The following is a 22,021-nucleotide window of genomic DNA, read 5'->3' on the forward strand; positions in this document are numbered from 1 at the left end:
TCCTAGTCTATGCTAGCCTTACTACTAATTCGTGAGTAACCTTTTTTCATTTAATAAATTGTTTACTGTACCAATTTTATATTCTTTTTCTTTTATTTTCAAAATTAAATCGTTTAAAGCGGAAGTAGCAGACTGAGTTGGATGCATTAAAATGAAAGCACCATTGTGTAATTTAGGGATAACTCGTTGTAATAAGACATCCTTAGAAGGTTTTTTCCAATCAATGGTGTCCACAGACCATAGAATTGTCTCCATCCTATGCTCATCAACAACCTTCACAACTTCATCAGAAAAACTACCACTTGGTGGAGCAAAAAGGGTTGGCTTCTTCCCAGTAATGGCTTTTAATATATCGTTCGTTTGAACAATTTGCTTCTGAATCTGTTCTGCTTGCAAACGACTCATATCAGGGTGATTATAAGCATGGTTCCCAATAACATGACCTTGTTCTTGAATCATTTTCACTAAATCAGAATGCCTATTAGCCCATTTACCCTCTATAAAAAATGTAGCCTTTACATCTTGGTCTTTCAAAATGTTCAACATCTTAGGTATGTATTCTTCCCCCCAAGATACGTTTATGTTTAAGGCAACCATAGCTTTGTCCGGATGCCCCCTATAGATTGGTGCAGCTGGAAGATCAGATATACTGACCTCAGGATGAGTTTGTTTCATAGAAAGTAAGGAAGGATTGAAAGTTCCTTTTTCCTTCATATTTTCATATGACTTCTCAACGTCTACTTTAATACCGTTTAGACCAGGCATCTTCTTCCATACTTTGTCAATTGTAGCATTTTGTGCTGCCTCTTCATAATCCTTGGCTTTCTGTTCAATTTCTTTCCAAAGTTCATCCTCAGAAGGTTTTGCAACTGGCACACTGGTTTCCTTAATTGTTGAAAAAAAATCCTGTGAAAATGGATTTTGGAATGTTCCGTATGAAATCACCACCATTAAAGCGAAAACAAGTAATGGAGCCCATCTACGTCTCATTTTACTCCCCCCTTATAGAAATCGTATGTATATTGGGGACAAGGTATGACAGGTTAAGAAATATCTTCCGTAACTAAAAAATGTCCTTACTCCTGTTGATACAATTCTGTTGAGAATTATAACAACCCTATGTTAGTTATTCCGTATAAGCCCCATTAGCTTGTAGACTTGGATTCGAGATATATTCAAAAGGTAATGGGTCCGATATTTGAAACGTGGAAGGGGGTTACGGTGAAGCAACTCGCTTTCCTGCGGTCGAGCTGGTGAGCCTTCTCAGTCGCTTTGTTCCCTCTCCCCTTCCCCCCCTAGCCGGGTAATGGCTATCGGACCCGCGGCCAAATGTTGTATGTCTGCCGAAAGGATATATAAGCTCTTATTTTTAGTGAAAACCCTCTTTGGGTAGATCTTATGGACAAATAAAACTTTATTTTTTACAAACAGCGAACTAATGTCCATTAGCTTTCTTGCCACATAATTTTTTGTTAAGAACCAATTGTGATACTAGAACTTACTAGGGTGTAGACCGTCAGAAGATATTCAAATACCTCAACCTCTCTAACTTCGCAATATTTCCGTTGCTCCCAATACTAGCAAAGGTGGCCGTGGAACAAGGAGACTCCCGCCGGAGAAAGAGGTAGGCAAGATCCCCACAGAGCCCCGATTTTTGGGCTCGAGGAGGCTTGCCAGCTCGCTGGCAGGACGCGAGTTGTTCCACGGCCACCTTTATTATAACTAAATCTACGGAAACATCGCTCTTTCTGTGCGATCACCAAATTTATCTCAACTTCAGGTCTTCAAGATTATGTCTCGATAGTTTGAATAACTAGTACAGAATATATCCTAGCTCAACACAAATTCTTCAATCAATTGGTGTAAAAGCAAAAAAAGAAACTGGATATCCAGCTTCTTTTCTTCTTATTCTTCCTTACTTTCTTCATTTTTCTTTTGCTCTTGTAGTGCTTCTTTTCTAGAAAGGTTAACTCTTCCTTGATTATCAATTTCCTTAACTTTAACAAGGATTTCATCTCCAATGGCTAGTACATCTTCTACTTTGCCAATACGTTCCTCTGCAATTTGGGAAATGTGAACAAGGCCTTCTTTTCCTTTAAAGATTTCAACAAACGCACCAAATTTCTCAATACGTTTAACCGTACCTAGATACATCTGCCCCACTTCAACTTCACGTACAAGATCTTCGATTATTTTCTTAGCATATTCGTTGCTTGCTGCATCTGTAGAAGAAATGAAGATGGTACCATCTTGCTCAATATCGATCTTAACACCAGTGTCTTCAATGATCTTATTAATTTGCTTACCGCTAGGCCCAATAACATCACGAATTTTATCTGGCTTAATAGCCATTGTCATAATTTTAGGTGCGTATTGAGATAGCTCTGTACGAGGCTCCCCAATCGTTTCAAGCATATGATTTAGGATTTCCATACGACCTTTTTTCGCCTGACTTAAAGCATTCTCTAAAATCTCGCGAGAAAGACCTTCTATTTTAATATCCATCTGAAGTGCAGTTACACCTTGAGCAGTACCTGCTACTTTAAAGTCCATATCTCCTAATGCATCTTCCATGCCTTGGATATCACTTAATACCGTGTAATCATCACCTGATTTAACAAGACCCATCGCAATACCGGCTACAGGAGATTTCAACGGAACACCTGCATCCATCATAGCTAATGTACTGGCACAAATACTTGCCTGAGAAGTAGATCCATTAGACTCAAGAACTTCAGATACCAGACGAATTGTATAAGGGAAGTCTTTTTCAGAAGGAACTACTTGTTCAAGTGCACGTTCTCCTAGTGCTCCGTGTCCGATCTCACGACGACCTGGGGCACGCATAGGCCCTGTTTCACCAACACTGAAAGGAGGGAAATTATAATGGTGCATAAATCTCTTAGACTCTTCTAAGTCTAGTCCATCTAAAATCTGAACATCACCAAGAGCGCCAAGTGTACATATGCTTAATGCTTGAGTTTGTCCACGAGTAAATAATCCAGAACCATGAGTACGTGGGAGAACACCTACTCGAGATGATAAAGGTCGGATTTTATCTGGCTGACGACCATCTGGACGTACTTTTTCTTTTGTAATAAGGCGTCTTACTTCACCTTTAACAATTCCATCTAAAACAGCTTCAACCATTTTTATCTTTTCAGCTTCTGTTTCATCAGCTTCGTATTGAGCTACGATATCTTTCTTAACTTCTGAAATCGCCTCGTCACGAGCATGCTTTTCTTCTGTTTGGATTGCTTTTACAAGGGCATCCTTCGCTTTGCTCTCAACTTCTGCAACAAGATCTGCTTCTGGTTCAAATAATTGAACTTCCATCTTCTCTTTTCCAATTTGAGCAACTATCTCTTCTTGCCAAGCTACAAGACGTTTAATTTCCTCATGCCCAAACATAATGGCTTCCAACATAATATCTTCTGGAACTTCTTCAGCTCCAGCTTCAACCATGTTCACAGCATCTTTTGTACCAGCAACTGTAAGCTCAATATCACTTTGCTCTTGTTGCTCGACTGTTGGGTTAATGATAAATTCTCCATCGATACGACCTACAACCACACCAGCAATTGGTCCACCAAATGGAATATCTGAGATACTTAAGGATAGTGATGAACCAAGCATAGCAGCCATTTCAGAAGAATTATCCTGATCTACACTCATTACTGTACTAACAACTTGTACATCATTACGGTAACCATCAGGGAATAGTGGACGAATCGGACGGTCAATTAAACGAGAAGCTAATGTTGCTTTTTCGCTCGGACGCCCCTCACGTTTAATAAAGCCGCCAGGGATTTTACCAACTGCATATAGTCGTTCTTCATAGTTCACTGTTAATGGAAAAAATGGTAAGTCCTTTGGTTCACTAGAACCTGTTGCAGTAGATAAAACGGACGTGTCACCATATTGAACCATGCAAGCACCATTTGCTTGCTTAGCTAGTTCGCCAACTTCGATATTTAGTTGGCGTCCAGCGATATCTATGGAGAAACTTTGTATTTCTTCAGCCATTTGTACTTGTACTCCTCTCGAGATAAATCTACAATTTTTTTAATTAAAATATATGTTCTGTCATAAGAGATGTCTTATGTAGAAAATCAATAATTTGGTATAGAAAAAGCGGGAAATACTCCCGCTTTGTTCTAAATTAACGACGTAGGCCAAGCTGTTTGATAAGTTCACGATAGCGAGTTACGTCTTTATTACGAAGATAAGTTAAAAGGTTACGGCGTTTACCTACCATTTTAAGAAGACCACGACGAGAATGGTGATCTTGCTTGTGCATACGTAAATGCTCGTTTAGTTTCGTAATTTTTTCAGTTAGGACAGCGATTTGAACCTCAGTAGATCCAGTATCGTTTGCATGTGTCTTGAACTGATTGATAATTTCATTCTTACGTTCTTGTGTGATTGCCATCCATGTTCACCTCCTATAAAGTACATCCCCTATCCCCTAGCAAGCGCCGGTGATTTCGACTTGCCAAGCGAAGGTTAATGTCATACGTTTACTAGGGTACATCTTTTCTGGACAAAATGCAAGGGGATGAGTTAATTATCATTAAAAAAAGATCTGATTTCTTTCTCATCTTGGTTTAATTGTTCGATTAACGCATGTACTCCATCAAATTTTGTCTCATTTCGAATGAACTTTCGCCATTCAACGACTAATTCCTGTCCGTACAAATCACCTTCATAGTCAAATACATAAACTTCAACAGCTGGCTTTTCTGTAGAATCGGAAAAAGTAGGTTTATAACCTATGTTAGCCATCCCATTCCAAATTGTATCTCCTATTTGGACCTTTACAGCATAAACACCTACTTGGGGTAATATATAAGCATCTTTCCGTTCTATATTTGCTGTAGGAAATCCGATTGTATGTCCTCGCTGATCACCTTTAACTACAGTACCTTTAATTGTATAATAGCGACCTAATAAATTATATATATAACCTACATTCCCTTGATGTAGCTCTTCTCTTATATAGGATGAACTTACCTTTTCATCTTCTGATTCGACCTTTTGTACTACTGTTTGACTAAATGCTCCTCTTGAGTGAAACGGTAATGTCTCCATTGATCCTTTGCCCATCTTCCCATAAGAAAAATCGAATCCAGCAACGACATGTTGAACATTTAAGCCAATAAAAAAATAATCAACAAATTCTTGTGGTAACAGACCAGCTAAGTCTTCATCGAAAGTAACAAGGAACACTCGATCAACACCCATTTGTTCTAACAGGTTCAGCTTATCTTCTAGAGGGGTAATTAATTCAATTTGTTGTTTGTTTTTTTTCAATACAACTGAAGGATGTGGATGAAAGGTCATTACGGCACTTTCTCTACCTTGCTCGTTTGCCAAGTCGATTGCTGTTTGAATCACTTTTTGATGACCTTTATGCACACCATCAAAATAGCCAATTGCAACAACTGATTCAGGAAAATCATTTTTAGAATGAGTATGGGGATATTGCAATTCTTGGATATCCACTTTATATTCACCTTCTTTTAGCTAAGACTATTCGTATTGGAATACACGTACAGGTTTAATCAAGTGAGGTTTATCTGGATGAATTTGATAGATAGCCAGCACTTGCTCTTTCTCATTCATCATACAAAAAGGATTCGTTTCTGGTATTGGATTAGGCTTTGGAAATACAGTACCATGATACACCTTCTTTTCATCCTCAGGAGGTATATGAAGATGGCTTAGGTGCCTAACCCCTCTTTCCATTGGTTTTAGAAAACCATTGAGGTTGTTTTCCTCAATTGCTTTTTCTAACTCCTCGAACGTTACAGCTTCCTCTTTTTCAAAAGATCCTGAGGCAGTACGCACTAGATAAGACATATGTGCTGGGTAGCCAAGCGCTCTTCCTATATCAACACAAAGTGTACGAATATATGTCCCTTTTGAACAAGTAATACGGATGCGGAAGGAAGCTGTTTCTTCCTCTCGTTCAATATGATTTGAAATCAACTCAATGTTGTATATAGTTACAGTTCTTGAAGGTCTCTCTACAGAAATTCCCTCCCTTGCATACTCATACAACCGTTTCCCTTGGACTCTTACTGCTGAATAAAGAGGTGGTACTTGTGTAATAGTTCCCTCAAATTTATGGAGGGCTTTTTGTATATCATTAGGAGATATAGAATCGTCAACCTTTTTTCTCTCAACTACTGCACCCTCATTGTCTTCTGTTTCAGTGGAATAGCCTAATTTCAGAGTTGCTTCATAAACTTTCTCAGATTCGGTAACATATGAAGAGATCTTAGTGGCCATCCCTAAACAAATTGGTAACATGCCTTCGACATCTGGATCTAACGTACCAGTGTGTCCGACCTTTTTTGTATGTAATAGCTTTCTTATTTTCATCACACAATCATGTGAGGTAATGCCTGTTGGCTTCCATAATGGGAGGATACCATCCATTCCCATCTCCTCCATTCTATCTACTTAGTGGTTTTATGTAAAAACTTATGTACTTTGAATATTAACAATCAAATAGCTTATTTACACAAAATACTCGTGTGTCTGAAATGTATAAAAAGGATAGACCTTGTACGTCTATCCTTTTTACCATTTATTCGTCTTCTGACGTATCATTTAAATCTTGGATGATTGCTTCAATCCGATTACCATGTTCAATTGCTTCATCAAATTCAAACATAATTTCCGGAGTTTTGCGAAGACGAATTCGTTTTCCAATTTCAGAACGAATAAACCCTTTTGCCTTTGCAAGTCCCAGTAGGGAATCATGTTTTTGTTTTTCATCACCTAGTACAGAAATATAGACTTTTGCTTGCTGTAAGTCTCCTGTTACTTTAACTTCCGTAACAGTGACAAACCCAATACGGGGATCCTTCATTTTTCTACCAATAATATCCCCTAATTCTTTCTTCATTTGCTCTCCAACTCGATTCGCTCTCAAATCGCTCATTTTCATTCACCTCTTTAGATGGAGGGAGCACTTCTATAGCCATTCCACGTTTGTAGTTGTACGTTCAATCTCAGGAAAAGAATCAATTAGAGCAAGGACTCGATTCATTTCTTTTTCTGCTTGAACTTTGTCACTTGAAATTGTCACAAAACCGAGTAATGTTCGCTGCCATAGATTTTGAAAATCTAGTTCACTGACAGCAACATTATACTCGTTATGTGATCTTGTTAGAATCCGTTTGATCACAGATCTTTTATCTTTTAAAGAGTGTGCATCATAGATTAAACATTCAACTTCTAAAGAAGCTATCATTGTGGTTTAATTTCCTCCATGATAAAGGCTTCTAACGTGTCACCTTCTTTTAAATCATTGAAGTTCTTAATGGTAACACCACATTCATACCCTTTATCAACTTCTTTAGCGTCATCTTTATAACGTTTTAGTGTATCGACTTCTCCCTCGAATTGTACGATACCATCACGAATAACACGGATGCCTGCATTACGAGATAATTTACCTTCTGTTACATAGCTTCCTGCGATGGTACCAATTTTAGATACTTTAAAGATCTCACGAACTTCTGCTTGACCGATAATCTTCTCCTGGTATTCAGGGTCTAATAGACCTTTCATTGCAAATTCAATTTCTTCAATCACCTTATAAATAATACGGTGTGGACGAACATCCACATCTTCGGTCTCGGCGGTTTTCTTCGCGTTGGCGTCAGGGCGAACATTAAATCCAATTACAATCGCATTGGAAGCAGATGCAAGGATTATATCAGATTCCGTAATCGCTCCTACACCCGTATGGATGATTTTAACATTTACACCTTCAACATTAATTTGTTGTAGGGAAGAAGCTAATGCTTCAGCTGAACCTTGAACGTCAGCTTTAATAATAATGTTAAGATCTTTCATCTCACCTTGTTTTATATGCTCAAATAAATCATCTAGATTAACTTTGGATTTCTCACCGCGGTTTTCTTCAATTTGACGTTGTTGACGTAATTCACCAACTTGACGAGCTTTTTTCTCGTCTTGGAACACTACGAAACGATCACCAGCATTAGGCACACCATTTAGTCCAGTTATTTCTACTGGTGTTGATGGTGGGGCTGTTTTCACACGTTTTCCTAGGTCATTTACCATAGCACGAATACGACCGAATGTGTTCCCCACTACAATAGCATCTCCAACGTTTAAGGTACCGTTTTGAACCAGTAAGGTAGCTACAGACCCACGACCTTTATCCAATTCAGCCTCAATAACAGTACCCATTGCAAGGCGGTTAGGATTGGCTTTTAATTCTTCAACTTCAGATACAAGAACAATCATTTCTAGCAAGTTATCAAGACCTTCATCTTTGACAGCTGATAGATGAACAAAGATGGTCTCTCCACCAAATTCTTCAGGAACTAGGTTATATTCCATTAATTCCTGCTTAACGCGATCTGGATTTGCACCTTCTTTATCCATTTTGTTAACAGCCACTATAATAGGTACTTCAGCAGCTTTAGCATGATTTATAGCTTCAATTGTTTGAGGCATTACACCATCATCAGCAGCAACGACTAAAATAGCTATATCCGTTACTTGAGCACCACGTGAACGCATGCTTGTAAATGCTGCGTGGCCAGGAGTATCAAGGAAAGTGATTTTTTTACCATCTTCTTCTACTTGATAAGCACCGATATGCTGTGTAATTCCACCAGCCTCACCTGCTGTAACCTTAGTTTTACGGATGGAATCAAGTAGAGTTGTTTTACCATGGTCAACGTGCCCCATGATGGTAACTACTGAAGGGCGTTCAACTAAATCTTCTGGGTTATCATCAGTAATGTAGTTTTCGAAATCCGTTTCATCGACGATAATTTCTTCTTCCACTTCCACACCAAATTCATCACAAATTAATTCAATTGTTTCTGGGTCTAAATCCTGGTTTTTTGTAGCCATAACACCCATAAACATAAGCTTCTTGATAATCTCAGAAGAATCTTTATGAAGCTTAGATGCTAATTCAGAAACAGCTAAGCTTCCTGCATACGTAATTTTATCTGGTGTGTGTGTTTGTGTTTTTGCAGGACGTCTATTATTTGACTTCTGATTGCCTTTATTTTTATTGCGGTTATTGTTTTGATTTCGGTTCTGATTTTTGTTTTGATTCTTATTTTGGTTTCGGTTTTGGCTATTATTAGGCTTATTGTTGTTATTTCTAGACTTGTCATTACTCTGACTTTGGTTGTTGCGATTATTTTGTTGACTTTGATTTTGATTGCTTTTATTAGTGTTTTGACTGTTTCTCTGTTGATTATTATTGTTACCTTCATTACCTTGTTTATTAGACCCACCATTGTACATTTGATCTAACTTTGTCTTCGTATCGTCTGTGATAGTTGACATATGATTGGTAACTTCCACGTTCATGCTTTTAAGCTTATTTATAACATCTTTACTTTGAACATTCTTTTCTTTTGCATATTCATATACACGCATTTTACTCATACGTTCACCCCCGAATAGATTCGTCGAGCATCGATGTGATTTTTGTTGCAAAACCACGATCTGTTATAGCTATCGCTACTCTACCCGTTTTTCCAATTGCACTTGAGAGGGTGTCTCGATCATCTACTTCTCGAAAGGTCACCTCATATGAGCGACACTTATCAGTTAGTTTCTTATTCGTACTCGCTCCAATATCATGTGCAATTAAAACTAGATATGCTCGTTTTGCTTGAATGTCTCGAACGATGGCTTCTTCTCCTAAAGTACACTTTCCCGCCCGAAAAGCTAAGCCTACCATGTTGAGATAGCTACTCATCTGGTTGTTCCTCTACAACATTCAGTAACTGGTTATAAATATCCTCATCTACTTTTGCTTTTAAGTGATGAGCTAAGATATTCTTTTGGCGGGCTGTTTCGATAACGGAAGCATCCTTAGTTAAATAAGCTCCGCGTCCATTCTGCTTTCCCGTTTTGTCAATAAAGACGTCTCCTTCTTTATTTCGGACGACGCGTATTAACTGTTGTTTAGGCATCATTTCTTTAGTAACAATACATTTTCTTAAAGGCGTTTTTTTGTTACGTGCCATCCCAAGACCTCCTTATTCAAACGGATCTTCATCGATCTCAGAATAAGTTGCTTCAGATTCTTCTTTTGTTTTGTTTGGGTCAAGCGTTCCATCTTCTATCGCTTCAGACTCACTCTTTATATCAATTTTCCAGCCTGTTAATTTAGCAGCCAGACGTGCATTTTGACCGCGCTTTCCAATAGCTAGTGACAGTTGATGATCAGGTACAATAACTGTCGTTGCTTTTTCTTCTTCATCAACTTGTACTTCTACTACTTTAGCAGGACTTAATGCGTTCGAAACATATACAACTGGGTCATCTGACCATTGGACAATGTCAATTTTTTCGCCTTTTAGTTCATTTACAATGGCTTGTACTCGCTGACCGCGTTGACCAACACATGAACCTACTGGATCAATTTCCGGATCTGGTGCATAAACTGAAATTTTAGAACGATCGCCTGCTTCTCGTGCAACTGAATTTATCTCTACAATTCCATCATAAATTTCAGGTACTTCCATTTCAAATAACCTCTTTAATAAGCCTGGATGTGTACGAGAAACATAAATGTGAGGACCTTTGTTTGTGTTTTCAACTTTCGTTACGAATACTTTAAGACGATCATGAACATGGTATTCTTCTGTAGGCATTTGCTCTCCTACAGGTAGACGAGCTTCCACTTTACCAAGATTCACATACGTAAATCGGTTATCTTTACGCTGAATAATCCCAGTCATAACGTCCTCTTCACGATCAACATATTCACTAAAAATAACGCCACGTTCTGCTTCACGTACGCGTTGTGTTACGACCTGTTTTGCTGCTTGAGCCGCGATACGTCCAAAATCCTTCGGTGTTACCTCAATTTCAATCACATCATCTATTTCGTAGTTCGGATCCACCTCTTTGGCATCCTCTAATGAGATTTCTTGATTTGGATCCATGGACTCTTCTACTACTGTTTTCCTTGCATATACATGCATGCCTCCAGTAGTTTCATCTATATCAACACGGACATTGGTAGCAGATTTGAAATTCTTTTTATAAGCGGAAATCAAGGCTGCTTCTAATGCTTCCATTAAAAGATCCTTATCAATTCCTTTTTCTTTTTCTAAGTAATCAATGGCCTCAAAAAGCTCACTACTCAACGTTTAATCCCCCTTCTAATTGAAGCTTACTGCCAAACGTGCTTTGGCGATTTTTTCGTAAGGTACTTCAACTTTCTTCGTTTTAGCTTTAACTTTTACTTCTATGGTAGCTACCTCATCCTCAAATGAGATAAGCTTGCCTTCAAGTTCTTTCTCTCCATCAATATGCTCATATAATTTCATGTGAACATGATGTCCAACATGCTTCTCCATATCTTTCTTCGAATTTAACGGACGTTCTGCGCCAGGTGAAGACACTTCTAAAAAGTAAGGGAAGTTAATAGGGTCTTCTTCATCTAATTTCTCGCTAAGTTTTTCACTAACCTGGCCGCATTCTTCGATTTCCACACCACCATCTTTATCAACATAAACTCGTAAATACCAGTTTTTCCCTTCGTTTTGAAATTCGATATCTACTAGCTCAAGATTCATGTCTTCTAAGATAGGCTGAACAAGAGTTTCTGTTGTTTTCTTTATATCGTTGTTACCCATTATGAATTCCCTCCTTTACAAATCATAACGACAGTTAAGCCTGACGTAAAATTCCCTGCTGTAAGCAGCAGGGAAATTCGTCGGCAGAAACATTTGATAGTAATACGAAAGAGTGGGTTGCCCCACTCTTTCTACTAGTACGTATCTTTTGTAATACCAACAAAAATATACCATAGAATGCTGATTTTAGCAAGTAATCACAGGATATCAGCTTAAAAAAGAGATAGCTGGTTCTTATCAGGTAATCCTTGTAGACATCCATGCTGATCAAGATATTCGAGCACTGTCTTCGAAATACGACTACGTTCGCGTAAATCTTCTTTGGATAAAAATTCTCCATCTTCCCTTGCCTTTACAATGTTTAAGGCTGCATTTGTTCCGAGTCCATCAATAGAATTGAAAGGAGGGATTAGAGTGTTTCCTTCAACAAGAAATTCGCTAGCAGCTGAGCGGTACAAATCGACATGCTGGAATGAATACCCTCTCATAGTCATTTCCAACGATAACTCTAAAACGGTTAGCAAACTTTTTTCTTTCGGAGTAGCATCTAACCCTTTTTGGGTAATTTCTTCAATACGTTTTCGTATCGGTTCAGAGCCTTTCACCATAGTATCAATATCAAAATCACTAGCTCGGACTGTGTTATAAGCAGCGTAGAAATATATTGGATAATGCACTTTAAAGTATGCAATCCGTACGGCCATAAGAACATATGCTGCAGCGTGAGCTTTAGGGAACATGTATTTAATTTTCTTACATGATTCAATATACCAATCAGGTACACCATTTTTCTTCATGGCATCAATCCATTCATCTTTTAAACCTCGACCTTTACGAACATATTCCATAATAGTAAAGGCCATAGATGGCTCAAGCCCCTGATGCATCAGGTAAACCATAATATCATCACGACAACCAATAACCTCAGGTAAAGTACATATACCATCATTAATTAATTGATCTGCGTTGTTAAGCCATACATCAGTACCATGGGAAAGTCCAGAAATAATCACAAGTTCAGCAAACGTAGCTGGTTTTGTGTCCTCTAGCATCTGCCTTACGAAACGAGTACCAAACTCTGGCACACCTAGTGTTCCTGTTTTACACATGATTTGTTCTTCTGTAACACCAAGTACATCAGGACCACTAAAGATTTTCATAACTTCCTCATCATCTGTAGGAATAGTTTTAGGGTCTATACCACTAAGGTCTTGAAGCATGCGAATCACGGTCGGGTCATCATGACCTAGAATATCTAGTTTTAATAAATTGTCATGAATGGAGTGGAAATCGAAATGCGTGGTTCTCCACTCTGATGTTTTGTCATCGGCAGGATACTGTATAGGTGTAAAATCATAAATCTCTTTATCATCTGGTACAACAATGATACCACCTGGGTGTTGTCCAGTTGTACGCTTCACACCTGTACAACCTTGTACAAGACGATCGACTTCAGCGTTTTTATATTGGATTTCATGATCACTAGCGTATCCTTTGACAAATCCATAAGCTGTCTTTTCAGCAACCGTACCAATCGTTCCTGCACGATATACCTTATCTTCACCAAACAATACTTTGGTATAGTTGTGAGCCTGAGGTTGGTACTCTCCAGAGAAGTTCAAGTCTATATCTGGAACTTTATCTCCTTTAAACCCTAAGAACGTTGCAAACGGAATATCTTGTCCATCCTTTATATATGGGACACTACAATCTGGACAATCTTTTTCAGATAAGTCGAAACCAGAGCCTACTGAACCATCAGTAAAGAACTCTGACTTCTTACATTCTGGGCACACATAATGTGGTGGCAGTGGATTCACTTCCGTTATATCAGTCATGGTAGCTACGAAGGACGATCCCACGGAACCACGTGAGCCAACAAGATACCCGTCATTTAATGATTTGGTTACAAGTTTTTGTGATATAAGATAGATTACCGCAAAACCATTCCCAATAATACTTTCTAATTCACTTTCTATACGCTCTTCAACAAGCTTAGGTAATGGATCACCATATATACTCTTTGCCTTATTGTAGGTCATATTTTTCATTTCATCGTTTGCACCGTCAATATTTGGTGTATATAGATCATCTTTGACTGGCTTAACATCCTCTATGCTGTCAGCGATTTGTTGAGGATTTGTTACAACAACTTCTTTAGCTTTATCAGCACCTAGGAAAGAAAAGGCATCAACCATTTCAGAAGTTGTTTTAAAATGAACATCTGGTTGGGTTTGACGATTTAATGGGTTACCACTTTGGGAAGCAATCAAAATTCGACGATACAGTTTTTCATGCTCATCGATATAATGCGTGTTTCCTGTAGCGACAGCTGGCTTTCCAATTCGTTCCGCCATGTTAACCAGATTTTTCAATATATCAAAAAGGTGTGCCTCATTATGAACAAGATCCTTTTCAATTAAATGGTTGTAATTGGATGGGGGTTGGATTTCTATATAATCATAAAATTCCGCAATAGACTCTGCTTCATCTTGAGATTTTTGCATCATCGTTTCGAATACTTCACCCTTATCACAACCAGAACCAATTAAGATTCCTTCTCGATACTTTTTTAACACTGAGCGCGGAATACGTGGCACTCGATAAAAGTAATCCACGTGAGACATGGATACGAGCTTATAAATATTTTTAAGACCTTCGTCTGTTTGAGCTAAAAGAGTTGCATGGAAAGGGCGTGAACGTTGATAAGCGTTGCCCTCCCCCATATACTTATTTAAATCTAAATGATTATAAATGTCCTTATTTCGTGCTTCTTTAACTAGTTTCCATAACAAATAACCTGTTGCCTCTGCGTCATAAATTGCACGGTGGTGTTGGGTTAGTTCAATATCAAAGTGCTTACATAACGTATTTAAACGGTGATTCTTTAATTGAGGAACCAGCAAACGTGCAAGCTCTAGTGTATCAATAACCGGATTTGTACATTTTTCAAAACCAATTTGTTTAAATCCAGCATTTAAAAAGCCCATGTCAAAACTTGCATTATGAGCTACTAGAATTCCATCAGCCATCCAGTCACGAAAATCATTAACCACTTTCTCTGGATCAGGGGCATCTTTAACCATATCATCTGTAATACCTGTTAAATCTGTAGTCGTTTGTGATAATGGTTGATGTGGATTTGCAAAAGATTCAAAACGATCGACAATATCCCCATCTTTTATCTTAACAGCAGCTAATTCAATGATTGTGTCATAAACAGCAGATAGACCGGTTGTTTCCACGTCAAATACAATAAACTCACCCGTAGCAAGATCTCGATCCTGCTCATTGTATGCGATTGGAACACCATCATCTACAATATTGGCTTCAACACCATACAACACCTTAATTCCATTTTTCTGTCCGGCATTATAAGCTTCTGGATAAGCTTGAACAACAGCATGATCCGTAATAGCAACTGCTTTATGTCCCCACTTTGCTGCCTGGCTAATTAACCTCTGAGGAGATACTGTTGCATCCATTTGACTCATTGTTGTATGAGCGTGAAGCTCAACACGTTTTTCTTCTTCAGGAGCTTCATCCTTACGAACAGCTGGCTTAACTTCATTAATGTCATTTGCCATCATCGTTAGCTCATTGGTATAATTATCCGTTTGAATTCGCCCTCGTGCTTTTACCCACATGCCTTCTTTTAAGCGTTGATATTTTTCGACATCCTCATCTCCTCGGGAGAACATCTTCACTTGAATCGAGTCGGTGTAATCAGTAATTTTCACCATCAATAAGTGACGCCCGGAGCGTAATTCTTTTAATTCCACCTCAAAGACATGTCCTTGTATGACCATTCTTCCTTCTTCTTCTTGAATGTTCTCAATTGGCTCTGGATCATCTTTCACATTATATCCAATTAATAGTGGTCCTTCATGAAGAACCTCATCATCATCTTTGGATTTCTCACGATCAATAACCGCTTGTTGTACCAGGTTTTGGTCTTCTTTAGCCTTTTGTTCTCTGAATCTTTCCATGTCCTCTACATTCTCTCTTACTTCAACTGAAAGCATGTAGATAGAGGCACCTATTCGTTGGCAATAGGCTTGAAAAGGTTCTTGCAGCCTTTTCTTAAGTGCATGAGCTTCCGCATCATTTCGCGCATGTAGAATTAATTTATTTCCTTCTACTTCCGGTCGCTGTTCATGTAACAAGTCTTTATAAGCGGGCGATAAATCTGGAATAGATTTAATGAATTGAAGCCAGTAATCACAGACACTATCTTTATCTAAAGTCTTATGGTCCGTTTCGATCGTCCAATTAATTGTTGCAATGTGATGGAAAGATTCATGTAATTTTGAAGTGAAAACTCCATAAACATCCGGTGGTAATACAGTTGGAATGTAGAAATAAAAATGCCACTCTTTACTCTGTTTATGGACAGCAAGCTTAGTAAGTTTACTATCCTGAAAATGAGTTCCTACAAGATCTTCAGGCATTTCAATTTGTTTTAAAAGCAACTGCATTTTTTCTTTCTGTGACATGTCTTGCATACATATCCTCCCCTGTTGTCAAGAACGTGCAAGCAAAGAGGTACCTTCAAAAGAAGGTACCTACTATTTTCCTGCCATAGGAATAACTATATTTACTAGCTTATACCCTAGATGGATATAATCCATTTTAGTTTTTATTGATTGATAAACGAAGTAATTTGATCTAAAAGGTCGCCTTCATGAACATCGCTTTGCTCTCCAGAAGCTCTTTCTTTACACTCCACGTACCCTTCTCCAGCGTGCTTACCTACAGTAATACGTAGAGGGATACCAATTAAATCACTATCTGCAAATTTGACGCCAGCGCGCTCTTTACGATCATCGTATAACACTTCAATACCAGCTTGTTTTAATGTTTCGTAAATTCGATCAGCAAGCTCTTTTTGATCTTCTTTCTTGATGTTTAGTGCAAGTAAATGAACTTGATAAGGTGCTATTTGTTTTGGCCATGTAATACCATTTTCATCATGGTATTGTTCTACAATGGATGCCATCGTTCTAGAAATACCAATTCCATAACATCCCATGATTAATGTGTTCGCTTTCCCATTTTCATCAAGATAGGTTGCATTCATTTTTTCTGCATAGAACTCGCCTAGTTTAAATACATGTCCAACTTCAATTCCTTTTGCAAATTGAATGGTACCTTGTCCATCTGGGGAAGGATCTCCTTCCTCAATAAAACGGAGGTCTGCGTATTGCTTAATTTCAAAATCTTTACCAGGAGTGACATTTTTATAATGGAAACCATCTTCATTCGCTCCGCATGAAGCATTAACCAATGCTTCAACAGCATAATCTGCTACTATCTCAACATGATCTGGAAGGCCAATTGGTCCAAGTGAACCAAAACCAGCTCCCATAACTTCTCTGGTTTCCTCTTCATTAGCTAAATCAATTAACGAAGCATCATAAAGGTTTTTCAATTTCACGTCATTTATTTCGTGATCTCCACGAGTAATGACCATCACTAATTTTTCATCGACTTTAAACATGATTGATTTCAAACCTGCTGCCAATGTATGACCAAGATAATTGGCTACATCGGTCATGGTCTTACAATCTGGTGTTGCTACTTTTTCTCTTTCCTTTGGTTCATCTGATGTTTTTTCATATTGAGTAACAACTGGTGCCATCTCAACATTTGCTGCATATTGGGAAGAATCAGAATAAGCTATGGTATCTTCTCCTACTTCTGAAAGAACCATAAATTCATGCGTATCTTTTCCACCCATTGCGCCTGAATCTGCAATTACAGCACGGAAATCAAGGCCTAATCTAGAAAAGATATTTGAATAAGCGTTGAACATTTTGTCATAAGAAGCATCTAAGCTTTCATAAGATTGGTGGAACGTGTAGGCATCTTTCATTAAGAATTCTCTACCACGTAACAATCCAAAGCGTGGACGTTGTTCATCTCTAAACTTGGTTTGTATTTGATATAGGCTTAATGGAAGTTGTTTATAGCTTTTCACTTCATCTCGAATAAGCGCTGTAACCTCTTCTTCATGAGTAGCACCTAGAGCAAACTCTCTTTGGTGGCGATCATCTATTCTCATTAATTCAGGACCGAATGTGTTCCAACGACCTGTTTCCTTCCAAAATTCAGAAGGTTGTAAAGCTGTCATATTCATTTCATGAGCACCGGCACCTTCCATTTCTTCCCGAACGATTGCTTCAACCTTCTTTAATACTCGATTTCCAATAGGTAAGAAGGAGTATATTCCTGAAGCAACTTTACGGATGAAACCTGCACGGACTAGTAGTTGATGGCTTTTAATTTCTGCATCCGCAGGGTTTTCTTTTAATGTTGGTAACAGCATTTCACTCTGTTTCATCCATACGCACCTCGTCTCTATTCATTTAAGCTTAATCATAAAAATAATCGTTGAATGTCGTTCCAAGTCACCACAATCATTAGTAACATCAGTAAAGCAAAACCAATAAAGTGGACAATTCCTTCTTTTTGAGGATCCATTGGTTTACCTCGAACTGCTTCTATGCCAATAAATACCAAACGTCCACCATCCAAAGCCGGTACCGGTAATAAGTTCAATATTCCTAAGTTAATACTTAATAAAGCAATCCAAGGAACATAACTCTGCCAGCTTGTTTGTACTACTGTACTAGTAGCATTATAAATTCCTACTGGACCTGATAACTGATCAATAGAAAATTGTCCGGTAACCATTTTACCAACTGTGACTAAAATCAATTTTGTGAACTCATATGTCTGTCCGATACTATAGGAAAAAGCGCCAAAAAATGATTTTTCTGTGGGTCGAAACACTCCTATTTGACCCATCTTTTCACCATTACGTTCAACTTCCCTGGTGTTAACTGTTACTGTTGATGTTTCTGTATCTCTACTGTAAGTCATATCAATAGATTCATTTGGTCGCTTTTGAATAATTGAAACAAACCCAGACCATGTACTAACTGATTGATCATCTACACTTACAATTTTATCTCCCTGTTGCAAACCAGCTTGGTCAGCAGGTCCGTTCTTTTCTAGTTCACCTAATTGGGCTTCCTCAACAGGTACTCCTTGTACGAAACCAAGCAAAAGGAAGATAACAAGTGCCAAGATGAAATTCATCATTGGACCTGCGAATAATTGCATTGCTCTTTGAGGGAGAGTCTTAGAGCCAAATTGACGATCATATGGTGCAATTTGAGCCTCTTTGCCATCCATTACAAACTTAGCTTTTGGGTTGACTTCAAACGTAAGTTTTTCATCTTCATCTAATTCGTAACCTTCAATTTTCAGCTGATGCTCAAGGTCTGCATGCTCAACCTCAATTACGCGAGCATTAGGGTGTTTGGATTTATTGTTCACTACAATGTGGGATACTCTCCCATCTTGATTAAATTCAAGTCCTACATGATGACCAGGTTTAATTTCAATAATTTCCGGGTCATCTCCCGCTACACGTACATACCCCCCTATAGGAAGTAAACGGATGGTATAGAGCGTTTCATTTTTCTCGAAGGAAAAAATCTTCGGCCCCATCCCAATTGCAAATTCTCGCGCTAACATGCCAGCGCGTTTAGCGAAAATTAAGTGACCTAATTCGTGTACAAATACTAAAAGGCCAAACATAAATATAAACGCTATTATTGTTGTCATTGATGTCAAAGATAGCACCTACCTTTTATTTTACGTACGACTTAACTAATTTTCTTGTTTCTTTATCCACTCTCTGGATGGTTTCCAAGTCAGGGTGTTCAATTGCTTCATGCGCCTCTAAAGCACGTTCTATAAGAGTCTCGATGGTCAGAAAAGAAATCTCACTATTTAAAAATAATGCTACAGCTTGTTCATTCGCAGCGTTTAAAACAGTCGTCATCGTACCACCAACTCGGCCAGCTTCATACGCCAATCTTAAACATGGGAATCGATCAAAATCCATTTTCTCAAAATGCAGAGTTCCTATTTCAACTAAGTTTAACGTTTTCGTTTGGTTAAGTTCAAGTCGATTTGGATAAGTAAGAGCATATTGTATTGGAACTCTCATATCTGGTGTACCTAATTGAGCCATAACATTTTTATCTACATATTCAACCATTGAATGTATAACACTTTCTCTATGTTGTATGACTTCAATTTGCTCATAAGGCATGTCAAATAACCAATGCGCCTCAATTACTTCCAATCCTTTATTCATCATTGTAGCAGAATCTACGGTGATTTTGGCCCCCATACTCCAGTTAGGATGATTTAAAGTATCCTCAACTGTTACATTCTCCAGTTCTTCTCGTTTTTTATCTCGAAAGCTTCCACCAGATGCAGTAAGTATGATTTTGTTAGCATCATTTTTAGATTCTCCATTCAAACACTGATGAATGGCTGAGTGTTCACTATCAATCGGTAGGATGGATACATTGTTACGTTTAGCAGCATCCATTACTAAGTGCCCTGCTGTTACAAGTGTTTCCTTATTTGCCAAAGCAACCTGTTTATTTGCTTCGATGGCCCCAAGCGTAGAGGATAAGCCAACACTCCCCATTACTGCATTGACTACTACATCTACATTAGGATGAGTAGCAACTTCATACATCCCCTCTGTACCTATATATATGATTCCATTATACCCTTGTCGTTTCAGAGATTCTTTCACCTCAGCATCTTGAACAACGACTATCTCAGGTCTGAATTCATTTATTATAGGTAACGCTTCCTCTACATTTCGGCCAAAAGCCATAGCAAAAAGTTTAAATTGCTCTGGATGTTTTCGAATAATATCTGCTGTTTGTACTCCTATTGAACCGGTAGCACCAAGCAAGCCTATACGTTTCATATTGCACGCTCCTATGCTTTATAAATCCTATGAAATATAATGAATAAAATGCAGGATTGGTAAGAGAAAAATTAAACTATCAAACCGATCTAATACACCACCATGCTCAGGTAATAGTCTGCCTGAATCTTTCATGGAATAATTTCGTTTATATGCTGACTCGACCAAATCACCAATTTGCCCAAATAATATAGAGACTAAAATTGCTGCTGCTATCACAACAATAAAAGATGGATGAACAGGAACAGTCAACTAAAAAATTATAGCAACCAAACAAGCTAATAAAACACCACCAACCGAACCTTCCACCGTCTTTTTCGGACTAATTTCAAGCCAAAGTTTTCGTTTGCCATATGCTTTTCCGAAGAAAAAAACTCCTGTATCTCTAGCCCAAAGTAATAACCAAAACTGTATATGCTAATAAATAAGGACAGCTAAAAGAGTCGACTCAAACTTGGTCATATCTATATAATCATAATCAAAAAAGGTGAGAGAAGGTAAAGGAACTAGTAAGATCCAAAGTAAGATTAAAGTAATCAAACCTGGAAAAGAAGTTGGAGAAATTTCTCTCATTTTTAACAACTCCACAAGTCCTAACGTCGCAAATATATAAAAGAGCACTATAAATGGTAGCTCCCCAAAAAATAATGGGGCTAAAGAAAAGACCAAACACAATCGCTGTTACGACTCTTTGTTTTATCACTTTTCCACCCTATACTCCTCCATACCTACGCTTTCGTTTTTGATAGTCATGGATTGCTTTTTCGTAAAGGTTTTCGTCAAAATCGGGCCATAATATTTCAGTAAACCAAAATTCTGAATAGGCTAATTGCCACAATAAATAATTACTTAGTCGTATTTCACCACTTGTGCGAATAAGCAAATCTGGGTCTGGTAAGTTATGGGTATATAAATAAGATTCAAATGTAGATTCATCTATATCGTCTAGTGTTTTTTCACCATCTTGAACATCTTGAACAATTGATTTTACTGCGCTGATTAACTCTCCCCTACTTCCATAGTTAAGAGCAAAGTTTAATATCAAACCTGTATTATCTTTTGTTTGCTCTTTGGCGTTTTCAACAGCTTTTTTTGTATGTTTTGGAAGTTGATCAAATGCTCCAATCGTTTCGACACGTACATTATTTTCAATAAGCTCAGGTAAATATGTATTTAAAAATTCGTCTGGAAGCCTCATCAAAAACTCTACTTCCGTTTTTGGACGTTTCCAATTTTCTGTAGAAAACGCGTAAAGCGTAAGAACATCTAAGCCAAGGTCAGAAGATTTACGAACGATTTTCTTTACAACATCCATACCTTCCTTATGGCCAGCAATACGTGGCAGTCCACGCTTTTTTGCCCATCTTCCATTGCCATCCATAATAATCGCAATATGTTTCGGTAAATTGCTATCATCAAGCTGTATTTCTTCAGTATTTGTAGTTTTTTGTTTCTTAAAAGGAAGTTTTAAAAACATACAAGATCCTCCATAAGGGGCTAAATAGTATGATTATAGAAAAATGTGGCTTTCGCCGTGAAGCGAAAGCCAATC

At 38.0% G+C, this 22,021-nt stretch carries 17 protein-coding genes and 1 pseudogene; all 18 read right to left on the reverse strand.

Going from position 1 to position 22,021, the window contains the following annotated elements; genetic code table 11:
* Window positions 1-24 precede the first annotated feature (24 nt).
* Window positions 25-990, reverse strand: a complete 966-nt coding sequence (locus GLW08_RS01260) for a polysaccharide deacetylase family protein (protein ID WP_160846780.1) — start codon at window positions 988-990, stop codon at window positions 25-27.
* 915 nt (window positions 991-1,905) lie between these two features.
* Window positions 1,906-4,026, reverse strand: coding sequence for a polyribonucleotide nucleotidyltransferase (gene pnp, locus GLW08_RS01265; RefSeq protein WP_160846781.1), 2,121 nt, complete (start codon window positions 4,024-4,026; stop codon window positions 1,906-1,908).
* A 136-nt stretch (window positions 4,027-4,162) separates the two neighbouring features.
* A complete protein-coding gene (gene rpsO / locus GLW08_RS01270) occupies window positions 4,163-4,432 on the reverse strand; it encodes a 30S ribosomal protein S15 (protein WP_036816460.1) in 270 nt (89 codons plus the stop codon).
* 131 nt (window positions 4,433-4,563) lie between these two features.
* Window positions 4,564-5,505 carry a bifunctional riboflavin kinase/FAD synthetase gene (locus GLW08_RS01275; RefSeq protein ID WP_160846782.1) on the reverse strand — a complete coding sequence of 314 codons (942 nt, stop codon included), beginning with the start codon at window positions 5,503-5,505 and terminating at the stop codon, window positions 4,564-4,566.
* A 27-nt stretch (window positions 5,506-5,532) separates the two neighbouring features.
* A complete protein-coding gene (gene truB, locus GLW08_RS01280; protein WP_160846783.1) occupies window positions 5,533-6,444 on the reverse strand; it encodes a tRNA pseudouridine(55) synthase TruB in 912 nt (303 codons plus the stop codon).
* A 151-nt stretch (window positions 6,445-6,595) separates the two neighbouring features.
* A complete protein-coding gene (gene rbfA, locus GLW08_RS01285) occupies window positions 6,596-6,952 on the reverse strand; it encodes a 30S ribosome-binding factor RbfA (protein WP_160846784.1) in 357 nt (118 codons plus the stop codon).
* Between the two features lie 33 nt (window positions 6,953-6,985).
* Window positions 6,986-7,264, reverse strand: coding sequence for a DUF503 domain-containing protein (locus GLW08_RS01290; RefSeq protein ID WP_160846785.1), 279 nt, complete (start codon window positions 7,262-7,264; stop codon window positions 6,986-6,988).
* Window positions 7,261-9,456, reverse strand: coding sequence for a translation initiation factor IF-2 (infB, locus tag GLW08_RS01295; protein ID WP_160846786.1), 2,196 nt, complete (start codon window positions 9,454-9,456; stop codon window positions 7,261-7,263). The genes GLW08_RS01290 and infB overlap by 4 nt, the downstream gene beginning before the upstream one ends.
* 4 nt (window positions 9,457-9,460) lie before the next feature.
* Window positions 9,461-9,772 carry a L7Ae/L30e/S12e/Gadd45 family ribosomal protein gene (locus GLW08_RS01300; RefSeq protein ID WP_160846787.1) on the reverse strand — a complete coding sequence of 104 codons (312 nt, stop codon included), beginning with the start codon at window positions 9,770-9,772 and terminating at the stop codon, window positions 9,461-9,463.
* Window positions 9,765-10,043, reverse strand: coding sequence for an RNase P modulator RnpM (rnpM, locus tag GLW08_RS01305; protein ID WP_160846788.1), 279 nt, complete (start codon window positions 10,041-10,043; stop codon window positions 9,765-9,767). The genes GLW08_RS01300 and rnpM overlap by 8 nt, the downstream gene beginning before the upstream one ends.
* A 12-nt stretch (window positions 10,044-10,055) precedes the next feature.
* The gene (nusA, locus tag GLW08_RS01310; RefSeq protein WP_160846789.1) at window positions 10,056-11,171 is read right to left on the reverse strand and encodes a transcription termination factor NusA; all 1,116 of its coding nucleotides are present in this window, start codon (window positions 11,169-11,171) and stop codon (window positions 10,056-10,058) included.
* Window positions 11,172-11,186: 15 nt separating this feature from the next.
* Window positions 11,187-11,663, reverse strand: a complete 477-nt coding sequence (gene rimP / locus GLW08_RS01315) for a ribosome maturation factor RimP (protein WP_160846790.1) — start codon at window positions 11,661-11,663, stop codon at window positions 11,187-11,189.
* A 212-nt stretch (window positions 11,664-11,875) separates the two neighbouring features.
* Entirely contained in the window at window positions 11,876-16,168 is a 4,293-nt protein-coding gene (locus GLW08_RS01320; RefSeq protein WP_160846791.1) for a PolC-type DNA polymerase III, read from the reverse strand.
* Between the two features lie 134 nt (window positions 16,169-16,302).
* Window positions 16,303-18,006 (reverse strand): proline--tRNA ligase, encoded by a 1,704-nt coding sequence (locus tag GLW08_RS01325; protein WP_160846792.1) that lies wholly within the window; start codon window positions 18,004-18,006, stop codon window positions 16,303-16,305.
* 35 nt (window positions 18,007-18,041) lie between these two features.
* Window positions 18,042-19,298 carry an RIP metalloprotease RseP gene (gene rseP / locus GLW08_RS01330; RefSeq protein WP_160847848.1) on the reverse strand — a complete coding sequence of 419 codons (1,257 nt, stop codon included), beginning with the start codon at window positions 19,296-19,298 and terminating at the stop codon, window positions 18,042-18,044.
* Between the two features lie 25 nt (window positions 19,299-19,323).
* Entirely contained in the window at window positions 19,324-20,469 is a 1,146-nt protein-coding gene (gene dxr / locus GLW08_RS01335) for a 1-deoxy-D-xylulose-5-phosphate reductoisomerase (protein WP_160846793.1), read from the reverse strand.
* A gap of 27 nt (window positions 20,470-20,496) precedes the next feature.
* A pseudogene (locus tag GLW08_RS22330) lies at window positions 20,497-21,169 on the reverse strand (phosphatidate cytidylyltransferase).
* Window positions 21,170-21,181: 12 nt separating this feature from the next.
* Window positions 21,182-21,946 (reverse strand): isoprenyl transferase, encoded by a 765-nt coding sequence (locus GLW08_RS01345; RefSeq protein WP_160846794.1) that lies wholly within the window; start codon window positions 21,944-21,946, stop codon window positions 21,182-21,184.
* Window positions 21,947-22,021: the final 75 nt, after the last annotated feature.

Source organism: Pontibacillus yanchengensis (assembly GCF_009856295.1).
Lineage (GTDB): Bacteria > Bacillota > Bacilli > Bacillales > BH030062 > Pontibacillus > Pontibacillus yanchengensis_A.